This window comes from Streptomyces fragilis (assembly GCF_003112515.1).
GTDB classification, from domain to species: Bacteria; Actinomycetota; Actinomycetes; order Streptomycetales; family Streptomycetaceae; genus Streptomyces; species Streptomyces fragilis.
In genome coordinates this window covers 1-20373 of sequence record NZ_BEVZ01000003.1, presented here as the reverse complement: position 1 = coordinate 20373, position 20373 = coordinate 1, and the positions used below count along the sequence as shown (strand labels likewise).

Sequence of the window (20373 nt, the reverse complement as noted above, 5' to 3'; positions counted from 1 at the left end):
CGGCCCGGGCATGACGAAGGGCGCCGGAGCGGAGAGGAGGCGCTCCGGCGCCCTTCGTGGGAACGGACGGGTCAGAGGATTCCCGCGCCCGTTCCTGCCCCGGCGAGAGCGATCAACGCCAGGACGGTGTCGATCGCACCGAGGACGACCGCGACCAGCGCGGGCCACCCCGCGCTCGCGCCCTTCCAGGTGCGTCCCATCGCGAGCCAGCCGCACACGACCGCCGCCGGGCCGAGGATGATCCCGGCGACGAAGAGTCCGGCAACCGCGCACACGACTCCGATGATCGCGAGCGTCGCGCTGTCCGGCCCGGTCCGTGACGGGTTCACGCCACGTGAGCGGGGGTGCCTGCGCGCGCCTTGTCCGAAGCCGGCCATATCAACTCCCTTGCACCCTCTGCCTTGTAGGGGCGCCTATCGGGTTCACTGTTCGCATTGCCCGCAATCGGCCTGCCACTCATGCCAGTTACTTTCCGGCGAGGGGGCCGGTCTCCTAGGGTTCCCTCGATGACGACCACGCCGACCCGCCCCGCCGCCGGGCCGCCGCACCGCGGCCTGCGGCGAGGAGCGGCCCACGCGCTGCCCGCCCTCGCGGTGGTCTTCGCCCTGCTGACCACCTCCGGCTGGGCCGCCGTCCCCGACCACCGGCCGGCCGGCGCGCTCGCCGCGGACCTCGCGGCCTGGGGGCGGGGCCGGATCGACGGCCGGCCGCTGCCCGACCCGGCCTCTCCCCCGGACCTGCTGGCCGCCTTCTTCGCCTCCCTCACCTCTCGGGAGCGGCGCCGCCTCGCCCGCAGCCACCCGCTGGCCGTCGGCAACATGAACGGCGCGCCGGTGCGGCTGCGCTACTACGCCAACCGGCTGGCGCTCGCCGAGGCGCTGCGCGGCGAGCGCGCCCGGCCCCGCGATCCCCGGCTGGGCGCGGAGGGCCGGGCCGAGGCCCGCCGCAGACTGCACCGGTTCGCCTCGCTGGCGGACGGGGACCGCAAGGTGCTGGCGTTCGACCCGGAGGGGCGCGGGCGGGTGGCCGAGGTCTTCGGCGACCTGGAGCGCGCCGACCGGATCTCCGTGGTGGTGCCCGGCGCGGGCACCGACCTGCTCACCTTCCAGCGCTCCGCCCTCCCCCGCGCCGCACCGGTCGGCATGGCGCTGGCGCTCCGCCGGGCCCAGCGGGAGGCCCGGCCCGAGGTGCGCACCGCGGTGATCGCCTGGGCCGACTACACGGCGCCGGAGGGGCTCGGCGTGGACGCGGCCACCGCCACGCACGCCTCGGCGGGCGCCGGCCGGCTGTCCGCGCTGGTGGGGGCGCTGCCGGGTGAGGCGGGCGTCGCGCTGTTCTGCCACAGCTACGGTTCGGTGGTGTGCGGGCTGGCCGCGCGGTCGCTGCCCGGGCGGGTCACCGACATCGTGGTGGCGGGCAGCCCCGGGATGCGCGCCGGGCGCGCCTCCCGGCTCGGCTCCCGGGCGCGGATCTGGGCCGCCCGCGCCGAGGACGACTGGATCGCCGAGCTGCCCCACGTGGAGCTCGGCGGGCTGGGTCACGGGGCCGACCCGGTCTCCCCCGCCTTCGGCGCCAGGGTGCTGTCCGCGGCGGGGGCCGACGGGCACACCGGATACTTCGCGCCAGGCAGCGAAAGTCTGAACAATTTCGCTCTGATCGCGGCCGGTGATCCGTCGGCCGTGCACTGCGCACGCGAAGAAGACGCGTGCGGAACCATTCCTACCGGAGGCTCGCCGGTCAGAAGCGCGTAGCGCCGGAAAAATTTGGGGCCTGTCGGACACGGGACGGCGAGGGGGAGGCACGCATACGATGAGCCGCATGGGTGACGTACTGGCCGGATTTCATGCCGCCTGGGAGTTCGAGTCCGACTCCGTGCTCATCCGCTACGAACGGGGGATCCGCACACCGAGACTGTTCCAGGCGCTCGGCGAGCGCCGTGTGCCGCTCGCCGCCCTCGCCGGGGTCGAGCTGTCCCGCGGGCGGCGCGGCACCGTCGTGCTGCGCGCCCGGCCGAGAGCGGGGGCCGATCCGCTGATGGACGCCGCCGACGGCCAGCTGCCGGAGGGCAGCGACCCGTACCGGCTGGTGCTGCCCGGCGACCGGGAGACGCTGGCCGAGTACTACGCCGACGAACTGCGCGCCCTGCTGCCGGGCGATCCGGGGCCGACGACGAGCTGCCTGGTGGCTCCGCCCGACCCGCCGCGGCAGTTCAAGGCCTACGACGCGAAGGCGTCCTTCGACGGCTCGACGGTGACCTTCCGCTGGTCCTGGACGGGCGCCTCGTCCGCCAAGTGGAAGACGGGTGACCAGTACGTGCCGGTGGCGGACCTGGCCGGGGTGGAGTGGCGTTCGCCGGAGGCGCTCGAGGGGCATCTGCGGCTGCTGAGGCGCGGCGCCCCGGCCCACGGGGCGCACGTGCCGGTGGACCAGGACCCCTCGGCGGTGGTGTTCGGGCTCGGGTACGGCCCGGTGCACGAGTCGCTCCCGTTCGCGGCGGCGGTCCTGGCCGCGGCGCGGGCCGTCGGCGGCGCGGCGGCCAAGAACGCGACCGAGCGGATGACGCCGGTGGCGGTCGGGGTGACCCGGCGCGACCCGGCGGACATCGCCGACCGGATCCGTCACCTCGGCGAGCTGCACCAGGCGGGGCTGGTCACCGACGAGGAGTTCGCCGCCAAGAAGGCCGACCTTCTCGCCGAACTCTGAGCACGGCCTCCGGAGCACGGCCTCCGGAGCACGGCCTCCGCCCGCCGGGTCAGTAGGCGTCCCCGGTGGTCGACGAGGTGATGATGCCGTCGTGGGCGAAGTCCCCCGGCGGGATGCCGGGGTGGTGCCCTGCGGGCCGCGGGCGCGGGCCGGGAGGGCCGAGCGCCAGCCGGGAGACGATGCGGTACCGGTCGCCCCGGTAGACGGAGTGCACGTACTCCACGGGGCGCCCCGAGGTGTCCGTGGTGAGGCGCTCGATGAGCAGCGCCGGGGAGAGCACCGGCACGTCGAGGACGGCGGCCTCCGCCTCGTTGACGACGGTCGGCTCGATGGACTGGGTGGCCTCGTGGACGGTCACCCCGTGGTGCTCCCTGAGGTGGTCGTAGAGGTCGCCGGCCTCCAGTTCCTCGGAGGTGAGCGACGCCGGCACCAGGGTGGCCGGGAAGTGCAGGTGCTCGACGGCCATCGGGGCGCCGTCCACCAGGCGCAGCCGGGCGATGTAGACGAGCTCGGCGGCCGGCGAGATCCGCAGGCGGCGGCCGATGCGGGCCCCGGCCTGCAGGGTGGCGCGCTCCAGGATGCGGCTGGACCAGGAGCCGGAGGCGGAGGGGACGTCGAGCGGGGCCCTGTCCGAGGTCAGCTCCTGGGTGATCTTCGCGGGGGCGACGAAGGTACCCCTGCCCTGTTCCCTGGTCAGCAGGCCGGTGGTCACCAGGCCGTCGACCACCGCGCGCAGGGTCGGCCGGGACACGCCGAGTTCGGCGCACAGGGCGCGTTCGGAGGGGATCGCGTCACCCGGCCTGCTGGCCTCGATCAGGACGCGCAGGTGCTCGCGGACGCGTTCCCGCTTGAGCATGGCGCTCGACGAGCCGCTGCGCATGACGGCCTCCCTCCCCGGCCGCGGGCGGACCGGCTGGTCACCTACCCAACCCGCCGACCGGTCAACTGGTCAAGCGGCGTGCCGCACCTTCACTCATCACCAAGTGGCCAGTATTCACAAGGGTGTTGAGTAATACCTGGGGGGATTGACGGGTCCCCGGGACGGTGCCAACTTCGTTTACCACTCCATGCCGGACGACCAATTGGTCAGGTCTCATCGAGGTGACCGTGAAGATCCGCATCATCGCCGGTCTGTCCGCCCTGGCGGCGGCAGCCGCGCTCACCAGCTGCAGTTCGGGTTCGTCCTCCGACGAGGGCGACGGCCCGCGGAGGATCACCGTGTGGATCATGAAGGACAGCGTCACCGACGACTTCCTCGCCCGCTTCACCAAGGACTTCGAGAAGGACCACCCCGGCCTGGACCTGGACATCCAGATCCAGGAGTGGAACGGCATCGGGGAGAAGGTCACCGCGGCCCTGGCCGGCAACGACGCCCCGGACGTGATCGAGGTGGGCAACACCCAGGTCGCGCAGTACGCGGCGAGCGGCGGGGTGAAGGACCTCAGCGACAAGGTGGCGGAGCTCAAGGGCTCCGACTGGCTGCCGGGCCTGGCCGAGCCGGGGAGGATCGACGGCAAGCAGTTCGGCATCCCCTGGTACGCGGCCAACCGGGTGGTCATCTACCACAAGGACCACTTCGCGAAGGCCGGCGTCAAGGAGCTCCCGAAGACGCGGGACGAGTGGATCGAGGTCACCGAGAAGCTGAACAGCGACACGGTCCAGGGCATCTACCTGCCGGGCCAGAACTGGTACACGCTGGCCGGCTTCGTCTGGGAGGACGGCGGCGACCTCGCGGTCCACACCCAGGGTCCGTGGAAGGGTTCGCTGCACACTCCCGAGGCGCTGCGCGGCATGAAGTTCTACAAGGAGCTCCAGGCGCTCGGCAAGGGCCCCAGGGACTCCGACGAGGCCGAGCCGCCGCAGGCGGAGGTGTTCGCCAAGGGCGACGTCGCGCAGATGATCGCGGTGCCCGGCGGCGCGAAGATCATCGAGCAGGCCAATCCCGGACTCGCGGGCAAGCTGGGCTTCTTCCCCGTCCCCGGCAACACGGCGGGCAAGCCGGGCGCGACCTTCACCGGCGGGTCCGACCTGATCGTCCCGGAGGCCTCCGCGCACCAGGACGCCGCCTACCAGGTGATCGCGGCGCTGGCCGGCGACACGTGGCAGAGGGACATGGCGAGAACCATGAGCTACGTGCCCAACCGGACCTCGCTGGCCTCCGTGATCCAGGACAACGAGGGCACCGCGGCGATGGCCGCGGCCGCCGCACACGGCCGGGCGACGCCCAACTCGCCGCAGTGGGCCGCCGTCGAGGCCGCCAACCCGATCAAGGAGTACATGACGGCCGTCCTCACCGGTCAGGACATGGCGAAGGCGGCGCGCAAGGCCTCCGAGGACATCACCAAGACCCTGAACTCATGAACCGGCCGGCATCCGCGGCGGGTGCGCGCCCCGGCCCGCCGGGTGACGGCCCCGCCCGTGGCCGCCTCGGCCTGCGCGGCCTGCGCAACCTGTGGCCCTATCTGCTGATCGCCCCCACCGTCGTGGGCGCCGTGCTGCTGCTGGGCTACCCCCTGGTCCGGAACCTGCTGATGTCGGTGCAGGAGTACGGGATGGGCGAGCTCATCCGCGGCGACGCCCCTTTCGTCGGGCTGGCCAACTACTGGGAGATCCTGTCCGACCCCGAGCTGTGGGAGGTCGTCCACCGCACCCTGTGGTGGACGGGGCTCAACGTCCTTCTGATCATGGTGCTGGGCACGCTGGTGGCGCTGATGCTGGAGCGCCTGGGCCGGGTGATGCGGATCGTGGTGACCAGCGGGCTGGTGCTCGCCTGGGCCAGCCCGGTCATCGCCACCACCACGGTCTTCCAGTGGCTGTTCGCCTCCCGGCTCGGCGTCGTGAACTGGGCCCTCACCCGCCTCGGCTTCGCGTCGTTCGAGAACTTCTCCTGGACGGCGAACGGCAGGGCCGCCTTCGTCGTGCTGCTCCTGCTCGTGGTGTGGCAGTCGGTGCCCTTCGTCGCGATCACGCTGCACGCGGCGCTGCTGACGGTGCCGGCCGAGCTCCACGAGTCGGCGCGGCTGGACGGGGCGGGGGCGTGGCGGATCTTCCGGTCGGTCACCCTGCCGATCCTGCGTCCGGTCTTCGGGCTGGTCCTCTGCCTGGAGATCATCTGGGTCTTCCGCTGCTTCGTCCAGATCTGGGCGGTCACCGGCGGCGGACCGGACCGGGCCACCACCACGCTGCCGGTCCACGCCTACCGGATCGCCCAGTCGCTGCACCGCTACGACCTCGGCGCGGCGGTCTCCACCCTGACCGTGCTGCTGCTGCTCGCCGTGCTGATCCCCTACCTGCGCCGGATGCTCCGTCAGGAGGCCGAGGAATGAGCCGAGGAATGAGCCGCGGAGTGAGCCGGACAGCGCGGCGCCGTCTGCCGCTGAACGCCGGAGCGGCGCTCGTCTTCGTCCTCTCGGCGTTCCCCGTCTACTGGATGATCCTCACGGCGTTCAAGCCGACGCCTGAGATCCAGGCGGAGACCCCGGTCTTCTGGCCCTCCTCCCTCACCCTGGAGCACTTCGCGACCGCCGCCCGGGCGGACGGCTTCGCGCAGTTCTGGCGCAACAGCCTGCTCGTGACGCTGACCTGCGTGGTGCTGGCGCTGGTGGTGGCGCTGGGCGCGGCGTACGCGGTCGCGCGGATGCGCTGGAAGGGCCGCCGTGCGTTCGTGCTGATGGTGTTCGTCGCCCAGGTCGCGCCCTGGGAGGCCCTGCTGATCCCGATGTACGTCATCGCCCGGGACACCGGCATGCTCGACCGGCTGCCGACGCTCACCCTGATCTACTTCATGATCACGCTGCCCTTCACGGTGGTGACCCTGCGGTCGTTCCTCACCGGCATCCCGGTGGAACTGGAGGAGGCCGCCCGGGTCGACGGGTGCACCCGCTCGCAGGCGTTCCGCCGTGTCACCTTCCCGCTGCTGGCGCCCGGCCTGGTGGCGACCTCGCTCTTCGGCTTCATCACCGCCTGGAACGAGTTCGCCTTCGCCAACATGCTGATCATCAAGAACCAGGACGACCGCACCCTGCCGGTCTGGCTCTCCTCGTTCTCCAACGTCTTCGGCACCGACTGGGGCGCCACCATGGCCGCCTCCACGCTGTTCGCCCTTCCCGTCCTGCTGCTCTTCCTGGTGCTCCAGCACCGGGTCGCCGCCGGCATGGCCGGCGGCGCGGTGAAGGGGTAGGGCGCCACCGCGCGTGCGCGCCGCTCCCCCACCCCGCACGTCCCACCCCGTACGTCCTCCGGTCCGGCGCCCCCCTGCCGGCCCGGCCCCCACCCCTCAGGAGAGGACGCCCGCATGACCCCCAGCACGACGAGCCCCACGCACGCCGGAGGCAACCGGATCCGCGCCACCCTCCTCGCAGCGGCGCTGGCCGCCGGCGTCGGCTGCGCCACCCTCACCGCCCTGCCCGCGGCCGCCGCCGGGGAGCAGGTCAAGGTCCAGTACCGGCAGAGCTCCACCGGCGGCGACCAGGCCGAGCCCTGGTTCAAGGTGGTGAACACCGGCTCCTCCCCGGTGTCCCTCGGCCAGGTGAGGCTGAGGTACTACTTCAAGGCCGAGGCGGGCGCCTCGTACACCTTCCGCTGCTCCTGGGCGGTCAAGGGCTGCGCCAACGTCACCGGGACCTTCGGGACCCTCGCCAACCCGACCGCCACCGCGGACCGGTACCTGGAGATCGGGTTCACCTCCGGGGCCGGCAGCCTCTCCCCCGGCACGGACAGCGGCGACCTGCAGCTCCGCTTCCACCGCTCCGACTGGCGCGCGCTGGTGCAGAGCGACGACTACTCCTTCGGGCCCTCCCAGACCTCCTACGGGGACTGGAGCAAGGTCACCGCGACCGTCGGCGGCACCCAGGTCTGGGGAACCGCCCCCGCCGGGAACAGCCCCTCCCCCGACCCGACCGGTCCCACCGACCCGCCGACGAACCCGCCGGGCGGCGGCGCCACGCTCTTCGACGACTTCACCTACACCTCGCACACCGACCCGGCGCTCGCCTCCCACGGCTGGAGCGTGCGCTCCAACTCCGGCGGCCCCGGCGTGCCCGGCGCGACCTGGGCGCCGGACAACGTCACCTTCGTGCGCGACGGCTCCACCACGGTGATGAACCTGGAGACCTCCACGGCCGGCACCGCGGCGACCACCGAGATGACCGAGGTCCTCACCCGCGCGGTCAAGTTCCGCAACGGCACCTACGCGGCCCGGGTCCACTTCTCCGACGCCCCGCGCAGCGGTCCGGACGGCGACCACCTCGTCCAGACCTTCTTCACCATCAACGACCTCAAGGCGCCGATGGCCGACGACTACGCCGAGTACGACTTCGAGTACCTGCCCAACGGCGGCTGGGGCGAGCCCTCCAACATCCTGTACACCACTTCCTGGGAGACCTACCGGCCCGACCCCTGGGAGGCCGTCAACGCGCACAGCGAGTCCCGCACCAGCTACGCCGGCTGGCACGACCTGGTCGTCACCATCGACGACAGCGTCATCGTCTACTACGTGGACGGCCAGGAGTTCGGCCGCCACGACTCCCGGTACCTGCCGGAGCGGCCGATGTCGATCAACTTCAACCAGTGGCTGATCGACCTGGCGGGCCAGAGCAGCACCACGCCGCGCTCCTACGACCAGAAGGTCGACTACGTCCTGCACGTGAAGGACCAGGTCCTCACCCCGGCGCAGGTGGCGGCCAAGGTGGCCGCCTACCGCTCGGCCGGGACCGCCTTCCAGGACACGGTGCCGAACCCGTAGGACGGGTGGCCGGGACCCGCAGGACGGGTGACCGGGCGGCGTCGAGGAGCAGCTCCTTCGGGGAGCTGACTCTTCGGCGCCGTCCGGTAAATCCGCACAAAAGTGCGATTGCTTCACCTGTTGGGGTGAGCCAGGGTTGGGCGCCGGCCCCCATGGGCAGCCCAAGGTCACAGCGGGTCAGGCCCTCCGCAGGACATGCGGGGGGCGTCGGTCCGTTCGTGCGCGGTCGGAGGGGAACGGCGGACGAACGGACCGGCGGCGTCACCCGCGCCAGGGTGCCGGCGCGGGCGACGCGCCAGGGTGCCGGCCGGCGGCCCGACCCCTCGGTGCCGCTGCTCCCCGACCGGCCCTAGGCTTCCGGTATGAACAGCCTGTCGATGATCGAGTCCTGGCCCGTCCCCACCGCCGCGGCGGGCGTCGTGCGGGCCGACGGCACGGTGGCCGGCGTCCACGGCCCCGCCGACCACCGCTTCCCGCTGGCCTCGGTCACCAAGCCGCTGGCCGCGTACGCGGTGCTGGTGGCGTACGAGGAGGGCGCGGTCGAGCTCGACGAGCCGGCGGGCCCCGAGGGCGCGACCGTCCGCCACCTCCTGGCCCACACCTCCGGTCTCGCCTTCGACGAGCCCAGGGTGATGGCCGCGCCCGGGGAGCGGCGGATCTACTCCAACGCCGGCTTCGAGGAGCTGGGCCGTCATGTGGAGAAGGCCACGGAGATGCCCTTCCCCGAGTACGCCCGCCAGGCCGTGCTGGAGCCCCTCGGCATGACCGCCACCACCCTCGACGGCTCGCCCGCCAAGGACGGCGTCTCCACCGTCTCCGACCTGCTCCGCTTCGCCGCGGAGCTGCAGGCGCCGAGGCTGCTGGACCCGCGGACGGTGCTGGAGGCGATGACGGTGCAGTTCCCCGGCACCAAGGGGGTGCTCCCCGGGTACGGGCACCAGAACCCGAACGACTGGGGCCTCGGCGTGGAGATCCGCGACGGCAAGTCCCCGCACTGGACGGGTTCCGCCTCCTCCCCCTTCACCTTCGGCCACTTCGGCCAGTCCGGCACCTTCCTGTGGGTGGACCCCGACGCCCGCCTGGCCTGCGTCGCCCTCACCGACCGCCCCTTCGGCCAGTGGGCGATCGACGCGTGGCCCGCGTTCACCGACGCGGTGCTGGCCCAGGCCCGCTGAGGCGGCGGGTCAGCCGGCGAACTCCCAGACCAGGAACTCCGCCGCGCCGCCCTCCCCGGCCGCCTCGGCCACGAGCCCGCGCTCCCCGGTGACCCGGGCCGCGTCGCCCGGCGCCAACGCCCGCCCGGCGAGGACCAGTCGGCCGGAGACGAGGTGGAGGTAGAGGGAACCCGCGTCGGGGAGCGCCACGTTCGCGCCGGCGGCGAGCCGGTGGGTGTGCAACACCGCGCCCGCCTCGGGCAGTTCGTACGCCCCCGCCCCCAGTTCGCGCACCAGGGTGTACGCCGGCTCGCCCCCCGCCTCCCGCGGCGTCAGCCACATCTGCAGGAACCGCAGCGGACGCGCGCCGTCGTTGCGCTCGACGTGGCGGACCCCCGCGGCCGCGCTGAGGTGCTGGAGGTCGCCGGGGCGCACCCGCCGCTCCCGGCCGCCGGAGTCGCGGTGGGTGAGCTCGCCCTCCAGGACCCAGGTGACGATCTCCACGTGCCGGTGCGGATGCTCGTCGAACCCGGCGCCCGGCTCCAGCCGCTCCTCGTTGACGGCGATCAGCGGGCCGAAGCCGAGGTTGTCCGGGTCGTAGTGGGGGCCGAAGGAGAAGGCGTGGCGGGTGGTGACGCCCGCACCGGGGTCGCCGCCCGGGTACCGGCCGTCCGCCCGCCGTACGTCGATGCTCACGCCCCTCACGCTACCCGCGCCCCCGCGCCCTCCCGCCGGGTGGGCGCCGACCCACCCGGGTGCGCGTGCGGGCGCCGCCAGCCCGGTGTGACGGTCCGCACACGTACCGCTGCCACCCGGCGCGTCGCAAGCCGTCCGGCATGGGGCACCCTTGGGGGCGTGCCCGCACCAGATCCTTCCGAAGCCGCCCCGTCCTCGTTCGGCCCGCCCGCCTCGCACCGTCACTCCGCCACGCTGAAACGCCTGGAGCGGTCGTCCGGCAGCCTCGCCGCGCAGGCGATCGCGCGGATGGACGAGACGCTGCCCTGGTACCGGGCGATGCCTCCGGAGAACCGGTCCTGGATCGGCCTGGTCGCGCAGGCGGGCATCGCCGCGTTCACCGAGTGGTTCCGCCGCCCGCAGACCCCGACGCAGGCGATCTCGACCGACGTCTTCGGCACGGCCCCCCGCGAGCTCACCCGCGCGATCACGCTGCGGCAGACCGTGGAGATGGTGCGCACCACCATCGAGGTGATGGAGTCCGCGATCGACGAGGTCGCCGCGCCCGGCGACGAGTCGGTGCTGCGCGAGGCGCTGCTGGTCTACGCGCGGGAGATCGCCTTCGCCACCGCCCAGGTGTACGCCCAGGCCGCCGAGGCGCGTGGCGCCTGGGACGCCCGCCTGGAGTCGCTGGTGGTCAACGCGGTGCTCTCCGGGGAGGCCGACGAGGGCGCGGTGAGCCGGGCCGCGGCGCTGGGCTGGAACTCGCCGGAGCACGTCTGCGTGGTGCTGGGCACCGCACCCGAGGGCGACAGCGAGCTGACCGTGGAGGCGATCCGCCGGGCCGCGCGGCACACCAAGCTGCAGGTGTTGACCGGCGTGCTGGGCCACCGCCTGGTGGTGATCGCCGGCGGCAGCGACAACCCGCTCCACGTGGCGAAGTCCCTGATCGGGCCGTTCGCCGCCGGTCCGGTGGTGGCCGGTCCCGTGGTGCCCGACCTGCTGGCGGCCACCCGTTCCGCGCAGGCGGCGACCGCCGGGCTCAAGGCGTGCTCGGCCTGGCCGGACGCCCCGCGCCCGGTGCTGGCGGACGACCTGCTGCCGGAGCGCGCGATCGCCGGAGACCCGACGGCGCGCGAGCAGTTGGTGGAGGAGATCTACAGACCGCTGGAAGAGGCCGGATCGGCGCTGCTGGAGACGCTCAGCGTCTATCTTGAGCAGGCGAGCAGTCTGGAGGGAGCGGCGCGCATGCTTTTCGTCCACCCCAACACCGTGCGCTACCGGCTCCGACGTGTGACCGACGTCACCGGGTGGTCCCCCTCCGACGTCCGCTCGGCGTTCGCCCTGCGGGTGGCCCTGGTCCTCGGGCGCCTCACCGAGGGTGATCACCTCGCCTGAGTGTTTGTCCAGGTCCTACAACTAGCCTTGCCGTTCTTCGTCCCTGTCCCCACGGGCGGGGGCCGCCGTCTCCGAGAGAGAGTGTGAAAGTGCTCGTACTCGTCGCTCCCGGCCAGGGCGCCCAGACGCCCGGCTTCCTGACTCCCTGGCTCGAACTCCCCGGCGCCGCCGACCGCCTCGCCGCGTGGTCGGACGCGATCGGACTCGACCTCGTCCATTACGGGACCGAGGCCGACGCGGACGCCATCCGTGACACCGCGGTGGCGCAGCCGCTGCTGGTCGCGGCCGGTCTGCTGTCCGCGTCCGCGCTCGGCGACGTGACGCCCGGCGCGGTCGCCGGCCACAGCGTCGGCGAGATCACCGCCGCCGCGTTCGCCGGCGTGCTGGAGGACTCCGCCGCCCTGTCGCTGGTGCGCACCCGCGGTCTGGCGATGGCCGAGGCCGCCGCCGTCACCGAGACGGGGATGGCCGCGCTGCTCGGCGGCGACCCCGACGTGACGGTCGCGCACCTGGAGAAGCTGGGCCTGACCCCGGCGAACGTGAACGGCGCGGGCCAGATCGTGGCGGCGGGCACCGCCGCGCAGATCGAGGCGCTGGTCGAGGACAAGCCCGAGGGCGTGCGCCGCGTGGTGGCGCTGAAGGTGGCCGGCGCGTTCCACACGCACCACATGGCCCCCGCGGTCGACACGCTCGCCGCGGCCGCCGAGGCGCTCGCTCCGGCCGACCCGCGGGTCGCCTACGTCTCCAACAAGGACGGCGCGGTGGTCTCCTCCGGCGCCGAGGTGCTGCAGCGGCTGGTCGGTCAGGTCGCCAACCCGGTCCGCTGGGACCTGTGCATGGAGACGTTCCAGAAGCTCGGCGTGACCGCGCTGATCGAGGTCTGCCCCGGCGGCACCCTCACGGGCATCGCCAAGCGCGCCCTGCCGGGCGTCAAGACGCTCGCCCTGAAGACCCCCGACGACCTCGACGCGGCTCGCGCGCTCATCGCCGACCACGCCTGACGCCCCAGAAGGAGCCGACCGAACATGTCGAAGATCAAGCCCAGCAAGGGCGCCCCGTACGCGCGCATCCTGGGTGTGGGCGGCTACCGCCCCGCGCGGGTCGTGCCGAACGAGGTGATCCTCGAGACGATCGACTCCTCCGACGAGTGGATCCGGTCGCGCTCCGGCATCCAGACGCGGCACTGGGCGAACGACGAGGAGACCGTCTCCGCGATGTCGCTCGAGGCGGCCGGCAAGGCGCTGGCCGCCGCCGGGATCGACGCCGCGCAGGTCGGCGCGGTCGTGGTCTCGACGGTCTCCCACTTCGAGCAGACCCCGGCCGTGGCCACCGAGATCGCCGCCAAGCTCGGGACGGACAGGGCCGCCGCCTTCGACATCTCGGCCGGCTGCGCGGGCTTCGGCTACGCGCTGACGCTGGCCAAGGGCATGGTCGTCGAGGGCTCCGCCGAGTACGTGGTCGTGATCGGCGTGGAGCGCCTGTCGGACCTCACGGACCTGGAGGACCGGGCGACGGCCTTCCTGTTCGGCGACGGCGCGGGCGCCGTGGTGGTCGGCCCCTCCGAGGAGCCCGGCATCGGCCCCACGGTCTGGGGCTCCGAGGGCGACAAGGCCGGCGTCATCAAGCAGACGGTCTCCTGGAACGACTACCGCGTCGGCGCCGAACTCTCCAGCCTGCCGCTGGACGAGGCCGGCCGGGTGAAGTTCCCCGCCATCACCCAGGAGGGCCAGACGGTGTTCCGCTGGGCCGTCTTCGAGATGGCGAAGGTCGCCCAGCAGGCCCTGGACGCGGCCGGCATCGGCCCGGACGAGCTGGACGTGTTCATCCCGCACCAGGCCAACGAGCGCATCATCGACTCGCTGTTCAAGACCCTCAAGCTTCCCGAGACGGTCACCGTCGCGCGGGACGTCCGCACCACCGGCAACACCTCGGCCGCCTCCATCCCGCTGGCGATGGACCGGCTGATGGAGACGGGCGAGGCCAAGAGCGGCGACACGGCGCTGGTCATCGGATTCGGTGCCGGGCTGGCCTACGCCGCGACGGTCGTTACCCTCCCCTAGGCGTTCCGTTCCGGACGAAGCGTTCCGGCACGGACATGTGGACATAGAGCGCCACACCCTCAGAAATACATCTACGAAGGAGCGCCGACATGGCCGCCACCCAGGAAGAGATCGTCGCCGGTCTCGCCGAGATCGTGAACGAGATCGCCGGCATCCCCACCGAGGACGTCCAGCTGGACAAGTCCTTCACCGACGACCTGGACGTCGACTCGCTGTCCATGGTCGAGGTCGTCGTCGCCGCCGAGGAGCGCTTCGACGTGAAGATCCCGGACGAGGACGTCAAGACGCTCAAGACGGTGGGCGACGCCGCCGACTACATCCTCAAGCACCAGAGCTGAGCGACCCTCAGCGCCTGGCGCTCGACCCCGCCACCCGGCAGCGTCGCCGCGGGGGGTGCCCAGCCCCCCGGGCGACGGCACCCGCCGCGGTGACTGTGCGGTGGCGCCGTTATTCCTCGTACCTCGTTGGAGAAGAGTTCCCGTGAGCCCGACCAATCGCACCGTGGTCGTCACCGGTATCGGCGCAACCACACCGCTGGGTGGCGACGTAGCCTCGACCTGGGAGGGCCTGGTCGCCGGACGTTCCGGCGTCACCCCCCTCACCCAGGAGTGGGCCGCCGAGCAGCCCGTCCGCATCGCCGCGCAGATCGCGGTGGAGCCGACCGAGGTGATCCCGCGCCCGCAGGCCCGCCGGCTGGACCGTTCGGCGCAGTTCGCGCTGGTCGCCGCTGAGGAGGCGTGGGCCGACGCCGGCTTCACCGCCAAGGCCGGTGAGGAGGGCGCGGGCGTCGAGCCCGAGCGTCTGGGCGCCGTCATCGCCTCCGGCATCGGCGGCGTGACCACCCTGCTGGGCCAGTACGACGTGCTGAAGGAGAAGGGCGTCCGCCGCGTCTCCCCGCACACCGTCCCCATGCTGATGCCGAACAGTCCCTCGGCCAACGTGGGTCTGGCCGTGAACGCCCGGGCGGGCGTCCACACGCCGGTCTCCGCCTGCGCCTCGGGCGCCGAGGCCATCGGCTACGCCATCGAGATGATCCGCAGCGGCCGCGCGGACGTGGTCGTCGCGGGCGGCACCGAGGCGGCGATCCACCCGCTGCCGATGGCCGCGTTCGCCAACATGATGGCGATGTCCAAGAACAACGAGGACCCCGAGGGCGCCTCGCGTCCCTACGACACGGACCGCGACGGCTTCGTGATGGGCGAGGGCGCCGGTGTCCTGATCCTGGAGTCCGCCGAGCACGCCGCCGCGCGCGGCGCCCGCGTCTACGCGGAGGCGGTCGGCCAGGGCATCTCCGCCGACAGCCACGACATCGTGCAGCCGGAGCCCGAGGGCCGCGGCATCCAGGCCGCGCTGCGCAACCTGCTGGCCTCCACCGACCTGGACCCGGCCGAGCTGGTCCACGTCAACGCGCACGCCACCTCCACGCCCGCGGGTGACATCGCGGAGCTCAAGGGTCTGCGCGCGGTGTTCGGCGACGACGCGGACCACATCGCGGTCTCCGGCACCAAGTCGATGACGGGTCACCTGCTCGGCGGCGCCGGCGGTGTCGAGTCGGTCGCCACGGTGCTGGCGCTGTACAACCGGGTGGCGCCGCCCACCATCAACATCAAGGAGCTGGACCCGGCGGCCGCGGGGCTCGCCGACGTGGTCCGCGACGAGGCGCGCAAGCTTCCGGTCGACGGCCGGATCGCCGCGCTGAACGACTCCTTCGGCTTCGGCGGCCACAACGTGGTGCTGGCCTTCCGGACGGTCTGAGACCGCCCGCACGGCTGAGGGCCCCCGCTCCGGCGGGGGCCCTCTCGCGTTCCGTCGCGCGGTCTTCCGTGCGCGGTGTTCGGTGCGCCGCGTGCTGTGCGCGGTGTGTGCGCGGGCGGTCAGACGACTTGGTGGAGCCAGCGGACGGGGGCGCCCTCTCCGGCGTGGCGGAAGGACTCCAGCTCGTCGTCCCACGGCTTGCCGAGCAGCTTCGCCACCTCGGCCTCGAGCTCCGTCTCGCCCTTGCGGGCGCGGGCCAGCGCGGCGCGCAGCCGGTCCTCGGGGATCATGATGTCGCCGTGGACGCCGGTGACGGCGTGGAAGATGCCGAGCCCGGGCGTGCAGCTGTACCGCTCGCCCTCGGCTCCGGCGCAGGGCTCCGAGGTGACCTCGAAGCGCAGCATCTGCCAGCCGCGCAGCGCGGAGGCCAGCTTGGAGGCCGTGCCGGCCTTGCCCTGCCAGGACAGCTCCGAGCGCCAGGTGCCGGGGGAGGCGGGCTGCCGGATCCAGTCCAGGTTCACGCGGGCGCCGAGCACTCCGGCGACCGCCCACTCGACGTGCGGGCACAGCGCGCGGGGAGCGGAGTGCACGTACAGAACCCCACGTGTCGTCACCGAGACCTCCTCGAAGCGGCGCGCTCGCCACGGACAGAACGGACGGACGGGCTCCCGGGTTCCCGGACAGCGTCCTGACGGCGTGTCGGGGGAGCCACGCAGCGAGGCTACCGTGCCGACGGGTGGCGGGAGTGACGTACCGTCGGTCCCACGGCCGCGAAACGCCGCCATTCACCCGGTGGGACGCTTGTACGGGCGGGCGGGGCGGCCTCCGGGCGGCACCGGGAACTCCCGCGCGTTCTCATGGTGTGGGACACGAACGACCTGTGCCCCCGTATTCCGCGACCATGACCACCACGGACCACGAGAGCACCGGAAGGAGCCCCGGGCATGCCGACCCCCTGCCGCGTGAGGCCGAGGCGCGCCGGCGTCGCGGCCCTGGCGCTCGCCGCGCTGTCGGCGTCGGCCGCGTGCGGCGGCGGCGAGGGTGCCGCGGCGCCCCCTCCGAAGGTCTCGTCGTCGCCCTCCTCCTGGGACCGCTCGCCCGATTCGGTGGCCGCCGTCGGCGACTCGATCACCACCGGGTTCGACTCCTGTCAGGTCCTCTCCGACTGCCCGAGCGTGTCCTGGTCCACGGGGGACTCCCCCGAGGTGCGGAGCCTGGCGGCCCGTCTGCTGGGTGACGGCGCGTCGGCCCGCGCGCGCAGCTGGAACTTCGCGGAGACCGGCGCCCGGATGTCCGACCTGGAGGGGCAGATGCGGCTGGCCGCCGCCCGGCGGCCGGAGCTGGTGACGGTTCTGGCCGGCGCCAACGACGCCTGCCGCGGGTCGGTGAAGGGGATGACCCCGGTGGAGACGTTCCGCGAGCAGTTCGGGGCGGCCCTGCGCACGCTGCGCCGGGAGTCCCCGAAGACGCAGGTGTACGTGGCGTCGATCCCGGACCTGAAGCGGCTGTGGGAGGTCGGCCGGGGGACGTCGATGGCACAGGAGATCTGGAAGCTGGGCATCTGCCCGACGATGCTGGGGGAGGCTGAGGCGATGGACCGCAAGGCCGTCGAGCGCCGGAAGAAGGTGCGCGAGCGGGTGGAGGAGTACAACGAGGCGCTGGCCGAGGTGTGCGCGCGGGACCGGCGGTGCCGGACGGACGGCGGGGCCGTCTACGCGTACCGGTTCGGCGCCCGGCAGCTGAGCCGGTGGGACCTCTTCCATCCGGGCGTGGACGGCCAGGCGAGGCTGGCCGACATCGCCTACCGCACGGTCACGGCCTAGGGTGGCGATCATGAACAGCGAAATCTTCGGCGCCCTTCCCGACGGCGCCTCGGTGCACCGATGGACCCTGGAGCGGGCCGGGGTGCGGGTGCGGGTCCTGTCGTACGGCGGGATCGTCCAGTCGGTCGAGACGCCGGACCGCGAGGGCCGCATGGCGGGCATCGCGCTCGGCTTCGACGAGCTCGACGGGTACCGGAAGTTCACCGGCCCGTTCTACGGCGCGCTGATCGGCCGCTACGCCAACCGGATCGCGGGCGCCCGGTTCACCCTGGACGGCGCCGAGTACGCGCTGCCGCGCAACGACGGGGAGAACTGCCTGCACGGCGGGGACGAGGCCTTCGACAAGCGGGTCTGGGACGTCGAGCCGGACGGTGCGCACGCGCTGCGGCTGACCGGGGTGAGCCCGGCGGGCGAGGACGGCTTCCCCGGCCGTCTGGAGGTCTCCGCCGTCTACGCGCTGGAGGAGGACGGGTCGCTGTCCTTGACGTACGAGGCGGTGACGGACGCGCCGACGGTGGTGAACCTGACCAACCACACGTACTGGAACCTGGCGGGAGCGGGGTCCGGCACGGCGCGGGGGCACCGGCTGCGGCTGGAGGCCTCGCGGTACACGCCGGTGGACGAGGCGAACATCCCGGTCGGCCCGGTGGCGGACGTCGAGGGCACGCGGTTCGACTTCCGGGGGGCCGAGGGGCGTCTCACGGGTGAGGGCTACGACCACAACCTCGTCCTCGACAAGGGGGTCACCGCCCAGGCGGAGCCGGTGGGCGAGATGTGGGAGGAGTCCACGGGCCGGGTGCTGACGGTCGCCACGACGGAGCCGGGCATGCAGGTGTACACCGGGGACTTCCTGGAGGGCGGGTTCGCCCCCGGCGACGGCGTGGCCCTGGAGACCCAGCACTTCCCCGACGCCCCCAACCGCCCGGACTTCCCCAGCACGGTCCTGCGCCCCGGCGAGACGTTCCGCTCCCGCACGGTCTACGGCTTCACGACCCGCTGACGCCCGGCGGGGCCCCGGACACGGCGGCCCCGCCTTCGGCGGCACCGGCGGGGCCCCGGGCACCGCCCCCGCCCCTCGGGGCGACAGGGCGAGGTCAGGGCTCGGTGGGTCAAGGCTCGGTGGGTCAGGGCTTGGTGAGGTCCAGCGTGGCGGCGTCGCGGGCGGGCTCGTCCTCGCCGAGGAGGTCGCGGGCCATCAGGGTCGCCCCCGCCACCGCTCCCGGCATCAGGAACACCGCCACGAACGGCACCAGGAAGCACGCCGCCAGCGGCGCTCCGAACCCCCACACCAGCAGCTTCCGCGACCGCAGCAGCCGCAGCCGCTCCCGCAGCCGGACGTCCCGCCGCTGCAGGGCCACCGCGGTCAGCTCCTCGGTGAGGAAGAACCCGGTGACGAACAGCCCGATCACCGGCACCGCCGTCTGCCCCACCACCGGGACGAACCCGCAGCAGAACAGCAGCAGTCCCCACAGCGCCGCGCGGACCATCACCCGCAGGCTGTCCCGGGCGGAGATCCACAGCTCCCGCAGCAGCGGGAGGTCGGAGACGGCGGCCGTGCCGTCGGGCGACACGTCGCGGTCGACCCGCTCGGAGAGCGCCTCGTAGAACGGCTGGCCTATCAGCAGGGTCATCGCGGTGAAGGTGAGCACCGCCGCCAGCAGCGCCGCCGCCCAGAGCAGCACGGTGAACGCCACGCGCACCACGTCGGCCCAGGTCTGCGACCAGTCGTCGGCGAACGGCGTCGCCCAGGCGACCAGGTCGGCGCCCCAGACGGCCAGCGACACCAGCAGGCCCACGTACAGGACCAGCGTGATCAGCCCCGGGATGAGCCCGAAGCCGTACTGCCTGCCGTGCCTGGCCACCCACCGCTGGCCCTTGAACAGATATCCGAAACCGACCCCGAGATCACGCATGCCGGGAACTCTAGCGCTGCGTCTTCCGCAGCGACCAGGCACCATGGAACCCATGTCCCATACACCTGAACTTCCCGCACAGACCCGCGCCTGGCACCTGCTGAGCCGTCCGGTCGGCGAGCCCAAGCCCTCCGACTTCGCCCTGGTCGAGAGCGAGCTGCCCGAGCTGAAGGACGGCCGGGTCCTCGTCCGCAACCTGTACTTCTCGGTCGACCCCTACATGCGCGGCCGGATGTCGGACGCCAAGTCCTACGTCGCCCCCTTCGAGCTGGACAAGCCGATGCAGGGCCACGCGATCGGCGAGGTCGTCGCCTCGAACTCCCCGGACCTCGCGGTCGGCGACACCGTGGTACACATGCTGGGCTGGCGCGACTACGCCGCCCTGGACGCCCGGCACGCCACCAAGGTGGACCCGGACGCCGTCCCGCTCTCCGCCTACCTGGGCGTCCTGGGCATGACGGGCCTGACCGCCTACGCGGGCCTGTTCCGGGTCGCCTCGTTCAAGGAGGGCGACAGCGTCTTCGTCTCCGGCGCGGCCGGCGCGGTGGGCTCCCAGGTGGGCCAGATGGCGAAGCTGAAGGGGGCCTCCCGGGTGATCGGCTCGGCCGGCTCCGCCGACAAGGTCCGGCTGCTCACCGAGGAGTACGGCTTCGACGCGGCCTTCAACTACAAGGACGGCCCGGTGAGCAAGCAGCTCCGTGAGGCCGCGCCGGACGGTGTCGACGTCTACTTCGACAACGTGGGCGCCGACCACCTGGAGGCGGCGCTCGGCTCGCTCAACGTGGGCGGCCGCATCGCGGTCTGCGGCATGATCGCCGTCTACAACGCCACCGAGCCCGTCCCGGGCCCGCGCAACCTGGCCCGGCTGATCCAGACCCGCGGCCGCATCGAGGGCTTCCTGGTCGGCGACCACGAGGACCTGCGCCCGCAGTTCGTCGAGGAGGCCGGCGCCTGGATCCGCTCCGGCAAGCTCAAGTACCGCGAGACGGTGACCGAGGGCATCGAGAACGGGCTGGACGCCTTCCTCGGCATGCTGCTGCGGGGCGACAACGTCGGCAAGGCGGTCGTCAAGGTCTGACGCCCGCCCGCGGGGCCCCGTCGCCGCCCCTCCGGGCCCGCCCAGGCGCCTCAAGAGCCTCATAAGCCCAC

General features: G+C 73.0%; 20 protein-coding genes. 15 read left to right on the top strand and 5 right to left on the bottom strand.

The window, feature by feature from the left end; genetic code table 11:
* Positions 1-71 precede the first annotated feature (71 nt).
* Positions 72-377 carry a small hydrophobic protein gene (locus tag Sfr03f_RS10670; RefSeq protein ID WP_108953603.1) on the bottom strand — a complete coding sequence of 102 codons (306 nt, stop codon included), beginning with the start codon at positions 375-377 and terminating at the stop codon, positions 72-74.
* Between the two features lie 129 nt (positions 378-506).
* Here Sfr03f_RS10670 and Sfr03f_RS10665 point away from each other — a divergent pair, with 129 nt between their 5' ends.
* Together Sfr03f_RS10665 and Sfr03f_RS10660 are read left to right on the top strand one after the other, a co-directional pair.
* Complete coding sequence (locus tag Sfr03f_RS10665) at positions 507-1751, top strand: alpha/beta hydrolase (protein WP_108953602.1); 1245 nt, start codon at positions 507-509, stop codon at positions 1749-1751.
* 58 nt (positions 1752-1809) lie between these two features.
* A complete protein-coding gene (locus Sfr03f_RS10660) occupies positions 1810-2703 on the top strand; it encodes a DUF4429 domain-containing protein (RefSeq protein WP_108953601.1) in 894 nt (297 codons plus the stop codon).
* Between the two features lie 49 nt (positions 2704-2752).
* Here Sfr03f_RS10660 and Sfr03f_RS10655 read toward each other — a convergent pair whose 3' ends face one another.
* On the bottom strand, positions 2753-3583 hold the full coding sequence (locus Sfr03f_RS10655; protein WP_170145062.1) for a GntR family transcriptional regulator: 831 nt from the start codon (positions 3581-3583) through the stop codon (positions 2753-2755).
* 227 nt (positions 3584-3810) lie between these two features.
* Here Sfr03f_RS10655 and Sfr03f_RS10650 point away from each other — a divergent pair, with 227 nt between their 5' ends.
* From Sfr03f_RS10650 to Sfr03f_RS10630, 5 genes are all read left to right on the top strand, one after another.
* Positions 3811-5064, top strand: coding sequence for an extracellular solute-binding protein (locus tag Sfr03f_RS10650; RefSeq protein ID WP_108954047.1), 1254 nt, complete (start codon positions 3811-3813; stop codon positions 5062-5064).
* A complete protein-coding gene (locus Sfr03f_RS10645; RefSeq protein WP_108953600.1) occupies positions 5061-6029 on the top strand; it encodes a carbohydrate ABC transporter permease in 969 nt (322 codons plus the stop codon). The genes Sfr03f_RS10650 and Sfr03f_RS10645 overlap by 4 nt, the downstream gene beginning before the upstream one ends.
* Positions 6030-6037: 8 nt before the next feature.
* Positions 6038-6883: a carbohydrate ABC transporter permease gene (locus Sfr03f_RS10640; protein WP_174721571.1), complete on the top strand. Its 846-nt coding sequence runs from the start codon at positions 6038-6040 to the stop codon at positions 6881-6883.
* A gap of 114 nt (positions 6884-6997) precedes the next feature.
* Positions 6998-8446 carry a cellulose binding domain-containing protein gene (locus tag Sfr03f_RS10635; protein ID WP_108953598.1) on the top strand — a complete coding sequence of 483 codons (1449 nt, stop codon included), beginning with the start codon at positions 6998-7000 and terminating at the stop codon, positions 8444-8446.
* A gap of 362 nt (positions 8447-8808) precedes the next feature.
* The gene (locus Sfr03f_RS10630; RefSeq protein WP_108953597.1) at positions 8809-9621 is read left to right on the top strand and encodes a serine hydrolase domain-containing protein; all 813 of its coding nucleotides are present in this window, start codon (positions 8809-8811) and stop codon (positions 9619-9621) included.
* Positions 9622-9630: 9 nt separating this feature from the next.
* Here the strand turns inward: Sfr03f_RS10630 and Sfr03f_RS10625 are convergent, their stop codons facing one another.
* A complete protein-coding gene (locus tag Sfr03f_RS10625; RefSeq protein WP_108954046.1) occupies positions 9631-10290 on the bottom strand; it encodes a pirin family protein in 660 nt (219 codons plus the stop codon).
* A 165-nt stretch (positions 10291-10455) separates the two neighbouring features.
* On the opposite strand from Sfr03f_RS10625, the gene Sfr03f_RS10620 reads away from it, so the two are divergent.
* The 5 genes from Sfr03f_RS10620 (at position 10456) to Sfr03f_RS10600 (ending at position 15488) form a co-directional block, all read left to right on the top strand.
* Positions 10456-11673, top strand: a complete 1218-nt coding sequence (locus Sfr03f_RS10620) for a PucR family transcriptional regulator (protein ID WP_108953596.1) — start codon at positions 10456-10458, stop codon at positions 11671-11673.
* Between the two features lie 89 nt (positions 11674-11762).
* Positions 11763-12674: an ACP S-malonyltransferase gene (locus Sfr03f_RS10615; RefSeq protein WP_108953595.1), complete on the top strand. Its 912-nt coding sequence runs from the start codon at positions 11763-11765 to the stop codon at positions 12672-12674.
* 24 nt (positions 12675-12698) lie between these two features.
* Positions 12699-13733: a ketoacyl-ACP synthase III gene (locus Sfr03f_RS10610; RefSeq protein WP_108953594.1), complete on the top strand. Its 1035-nt coding sequence runs from the start codon at positions 12699-12701 to the stop codon at positions 13731-13733.
* Positions 13734-13822: 89 nt separating this feature from the next.
* On the top strand, positions 13823-14071 hold the full coding sequence (locus tag Sfr03f_RS10605; protein WP_108953593.1) for an acyl carrier protein: 249 nt from the start codon (positions 13823-13825) through the stop codon (positions 14069-14071).
* 142 nt (positions 14072-14213) lie between these two features.
* Entirely contained in the window at positions 14214-15488 is a 1275-nt protein-coding gene (locus Sfr03f_RS10600) for a beta-ketoacyl-[acyl-carrier-protein] synthase family protein (RefSeq protein WP_108953592.1), read from the top strand.
* Between the two features lie 119 nt (positions 15489-15607).
* Here the strand turns inward: Sfr03f_RS10600 and Sfr03f_RS10595 are convergent, their stop codons facing one another.
* Positions 15608-16102 (bottom strand): DUF3145 domain-containing protein, encoded by a 495-nt coding sequence (locus Sfr03f_RS10595; RefSeq protein ID WP_108953591.1) that lies wholly within the window; start codon positions 16100-16102, stop codon positions 15608-15610.
* Between the two features lie 330 nt (positions 16103-16432).
* Between Sfr03f_RS10595 and Sfr03f_RS10590 the strand changes: the two genes are divergently transcribed.
* Positions 16433-17311, top strand: a complete 879-nt coding sequence (locus tag Sfr03f_RS10590; protein WP_108953590.1) for an SGNH/GDSL hydrolase family protein — start codon at positions 16433-16435, stop codon at positions 17309-17311.
* A gap of 10 nt (positions 17312-17321) precedes the next feature.
* Positions 17322-18311, top strand: a complete 990-nt coding sequence (locus Sfr03f_RS10585; RefSeq protein ID WP_108954045.1) for an aldose epimerase family protein — start codon at positions 17322-17324, stop codon at positions 18309-18311.
* Positions 18312-18435: 124 nt separating this feature from the next.
* Here Sfr03f_RS10585 and Sfr03f_RS10580 read toward each other — a convergent pair whose 3' ends face one another.
* Positions 18436-19224 carry an EI24 domain-containing protein gene (locus tag Sfr03f_RS10580; RefSeq protein WP_108953589.1) on the bottom strand — a complete coding sequence of 263 codons (789 nt, stop codon included), beginning with the start codon at positions 19222-19224 and terminating at the stop codon, positions 18436-18438.
* 52 nt (positions 19225-19276) lie between these two features.
* Between Sfr03f_RS10580 and Sfr03f_RS10575 the strand changes: the two genes are divergently transcribed.
* A complete protein-coding gene (locus tag Sfr03f_RS10575; protein ID WP_108954044.1) occupies positions 19277-20302 on the top strand; it encodes an NADP-dependent oxidoreductase in 1026 nt (341 codons plus the stop codon).
* Positions 20303-20373 lie beyond the last annotated feature (71 nt).

What these genes read in the sequence shown, in the direction of transcription:
- Sfr03f_RS10670 (WP_108953603.1), bottom strand. Translation starts at nt 377, where the DNA reads ATGGCCGGCTTCGGACAAGGCGCGCGCAGGCACCCCCGCTCACGTGGC.
- Sfr03f_RS10665 (WP_108953602.1), top strand. Translation starts at nt 507, where the DNA reads ATGACGACCACGCCGACCCGCCCCGCCGCCGGGCCGCCGCACCGCGGC.
- Sfr03f_RS10660 (WP_108953601.1), top strand. Translation starts at nt 1,810, where the DNA reads ATGAGCCGCATGGGTGACGTACTGGCCGGATTTCATGCCGCCTGGGAG.
- Sfr03f_RS10655 (WP_170145062.1), bottom strand. Translation starts at nt 3,583, where the DNA reads ATGCGCAGCGGCTCGTCGAGCGCCATGCTCAAGCGGGAACGCGTCCGC.
- Sfr03f_RS10645 (WP_108953600.1), top strand. Translation starts at nt 5,061, where the DNA reads ATGAACCGGCCGGCATCCGCGGCGGGTGCGCGCCCCGGCCCGCCGGGT.
- Sfr03f_RS10640 (WP_174721571.1), top strand. Translation starts at nt 6,038, where the DNA reads ATGAGCCGCGGAGTGAGCCGGACAGCGCGGCGCCGTCTGCCGCTGAAC.
- Sfr03f_RS10635 (WP_108953598.1), top strand. Translation starts at nt 6,998, where the DNA reads ATGACCCCCAGCACGACGAGCCCCACGCACGCCGGAGGCAACCGGATC.
- Sfr03f_RS10630 (WP_108953597.1), top strand. Translation starts at nt 8,809, where the DNA reads ATGAACAGCCTGTCGATGATCGAGTCCTGGCCCGTCCCCACCGCCGCG.
- Sfr03f_RS10610 (WP_108953594.1), top strand. Translation starts at nt 12,699, where the DNA reads ATGTCGAAGATCAAGCCCAGCAAGGGCGCCCCGTACGCGCGCATCCTG.
- Sfr03f_RS10605 (WP_108953593.1), top strand. Translation starts at nt 13,823, where the DNA reads ATGGCCGCCACCCAGGAAGAGATCGTCGCCGGTCTCGCCGAGATCGTG.
- Sfr03f_RS10590 (WP_108953590.1), top strand. Translation starts at nt 16,433, where the DNA reads ATGCCGACCCCCTGCCGCGTGAGGCCGAGGCGCGCCGGCGTCGCGGCC.
- Sfr03f_RS10585 (WP_108954045.1), top strand. Translation starts at nt 17,322, where the DNA reads ATGAACAGCGAAATCTTCGGCGCCCTTCCCGACGGCGCCTCGGTGCAC.
- Sfr03f_RS10580 (WP_108953589.1), bottom strand. Translation starts at nt 19,224, where the DNA reads ATGCGTGATCTCGGGGTCGGTTTCGGATATCTGTTCAAGGGCCAGCGG.
- Sfr03f_RS10575 (WP_108954044.1), top strand. Translation starts at nt 19,277, where the DNA reads ATGTCCCATACACCTGAACTTCCCGCACAGACCCGCGCCTGGCACCTG.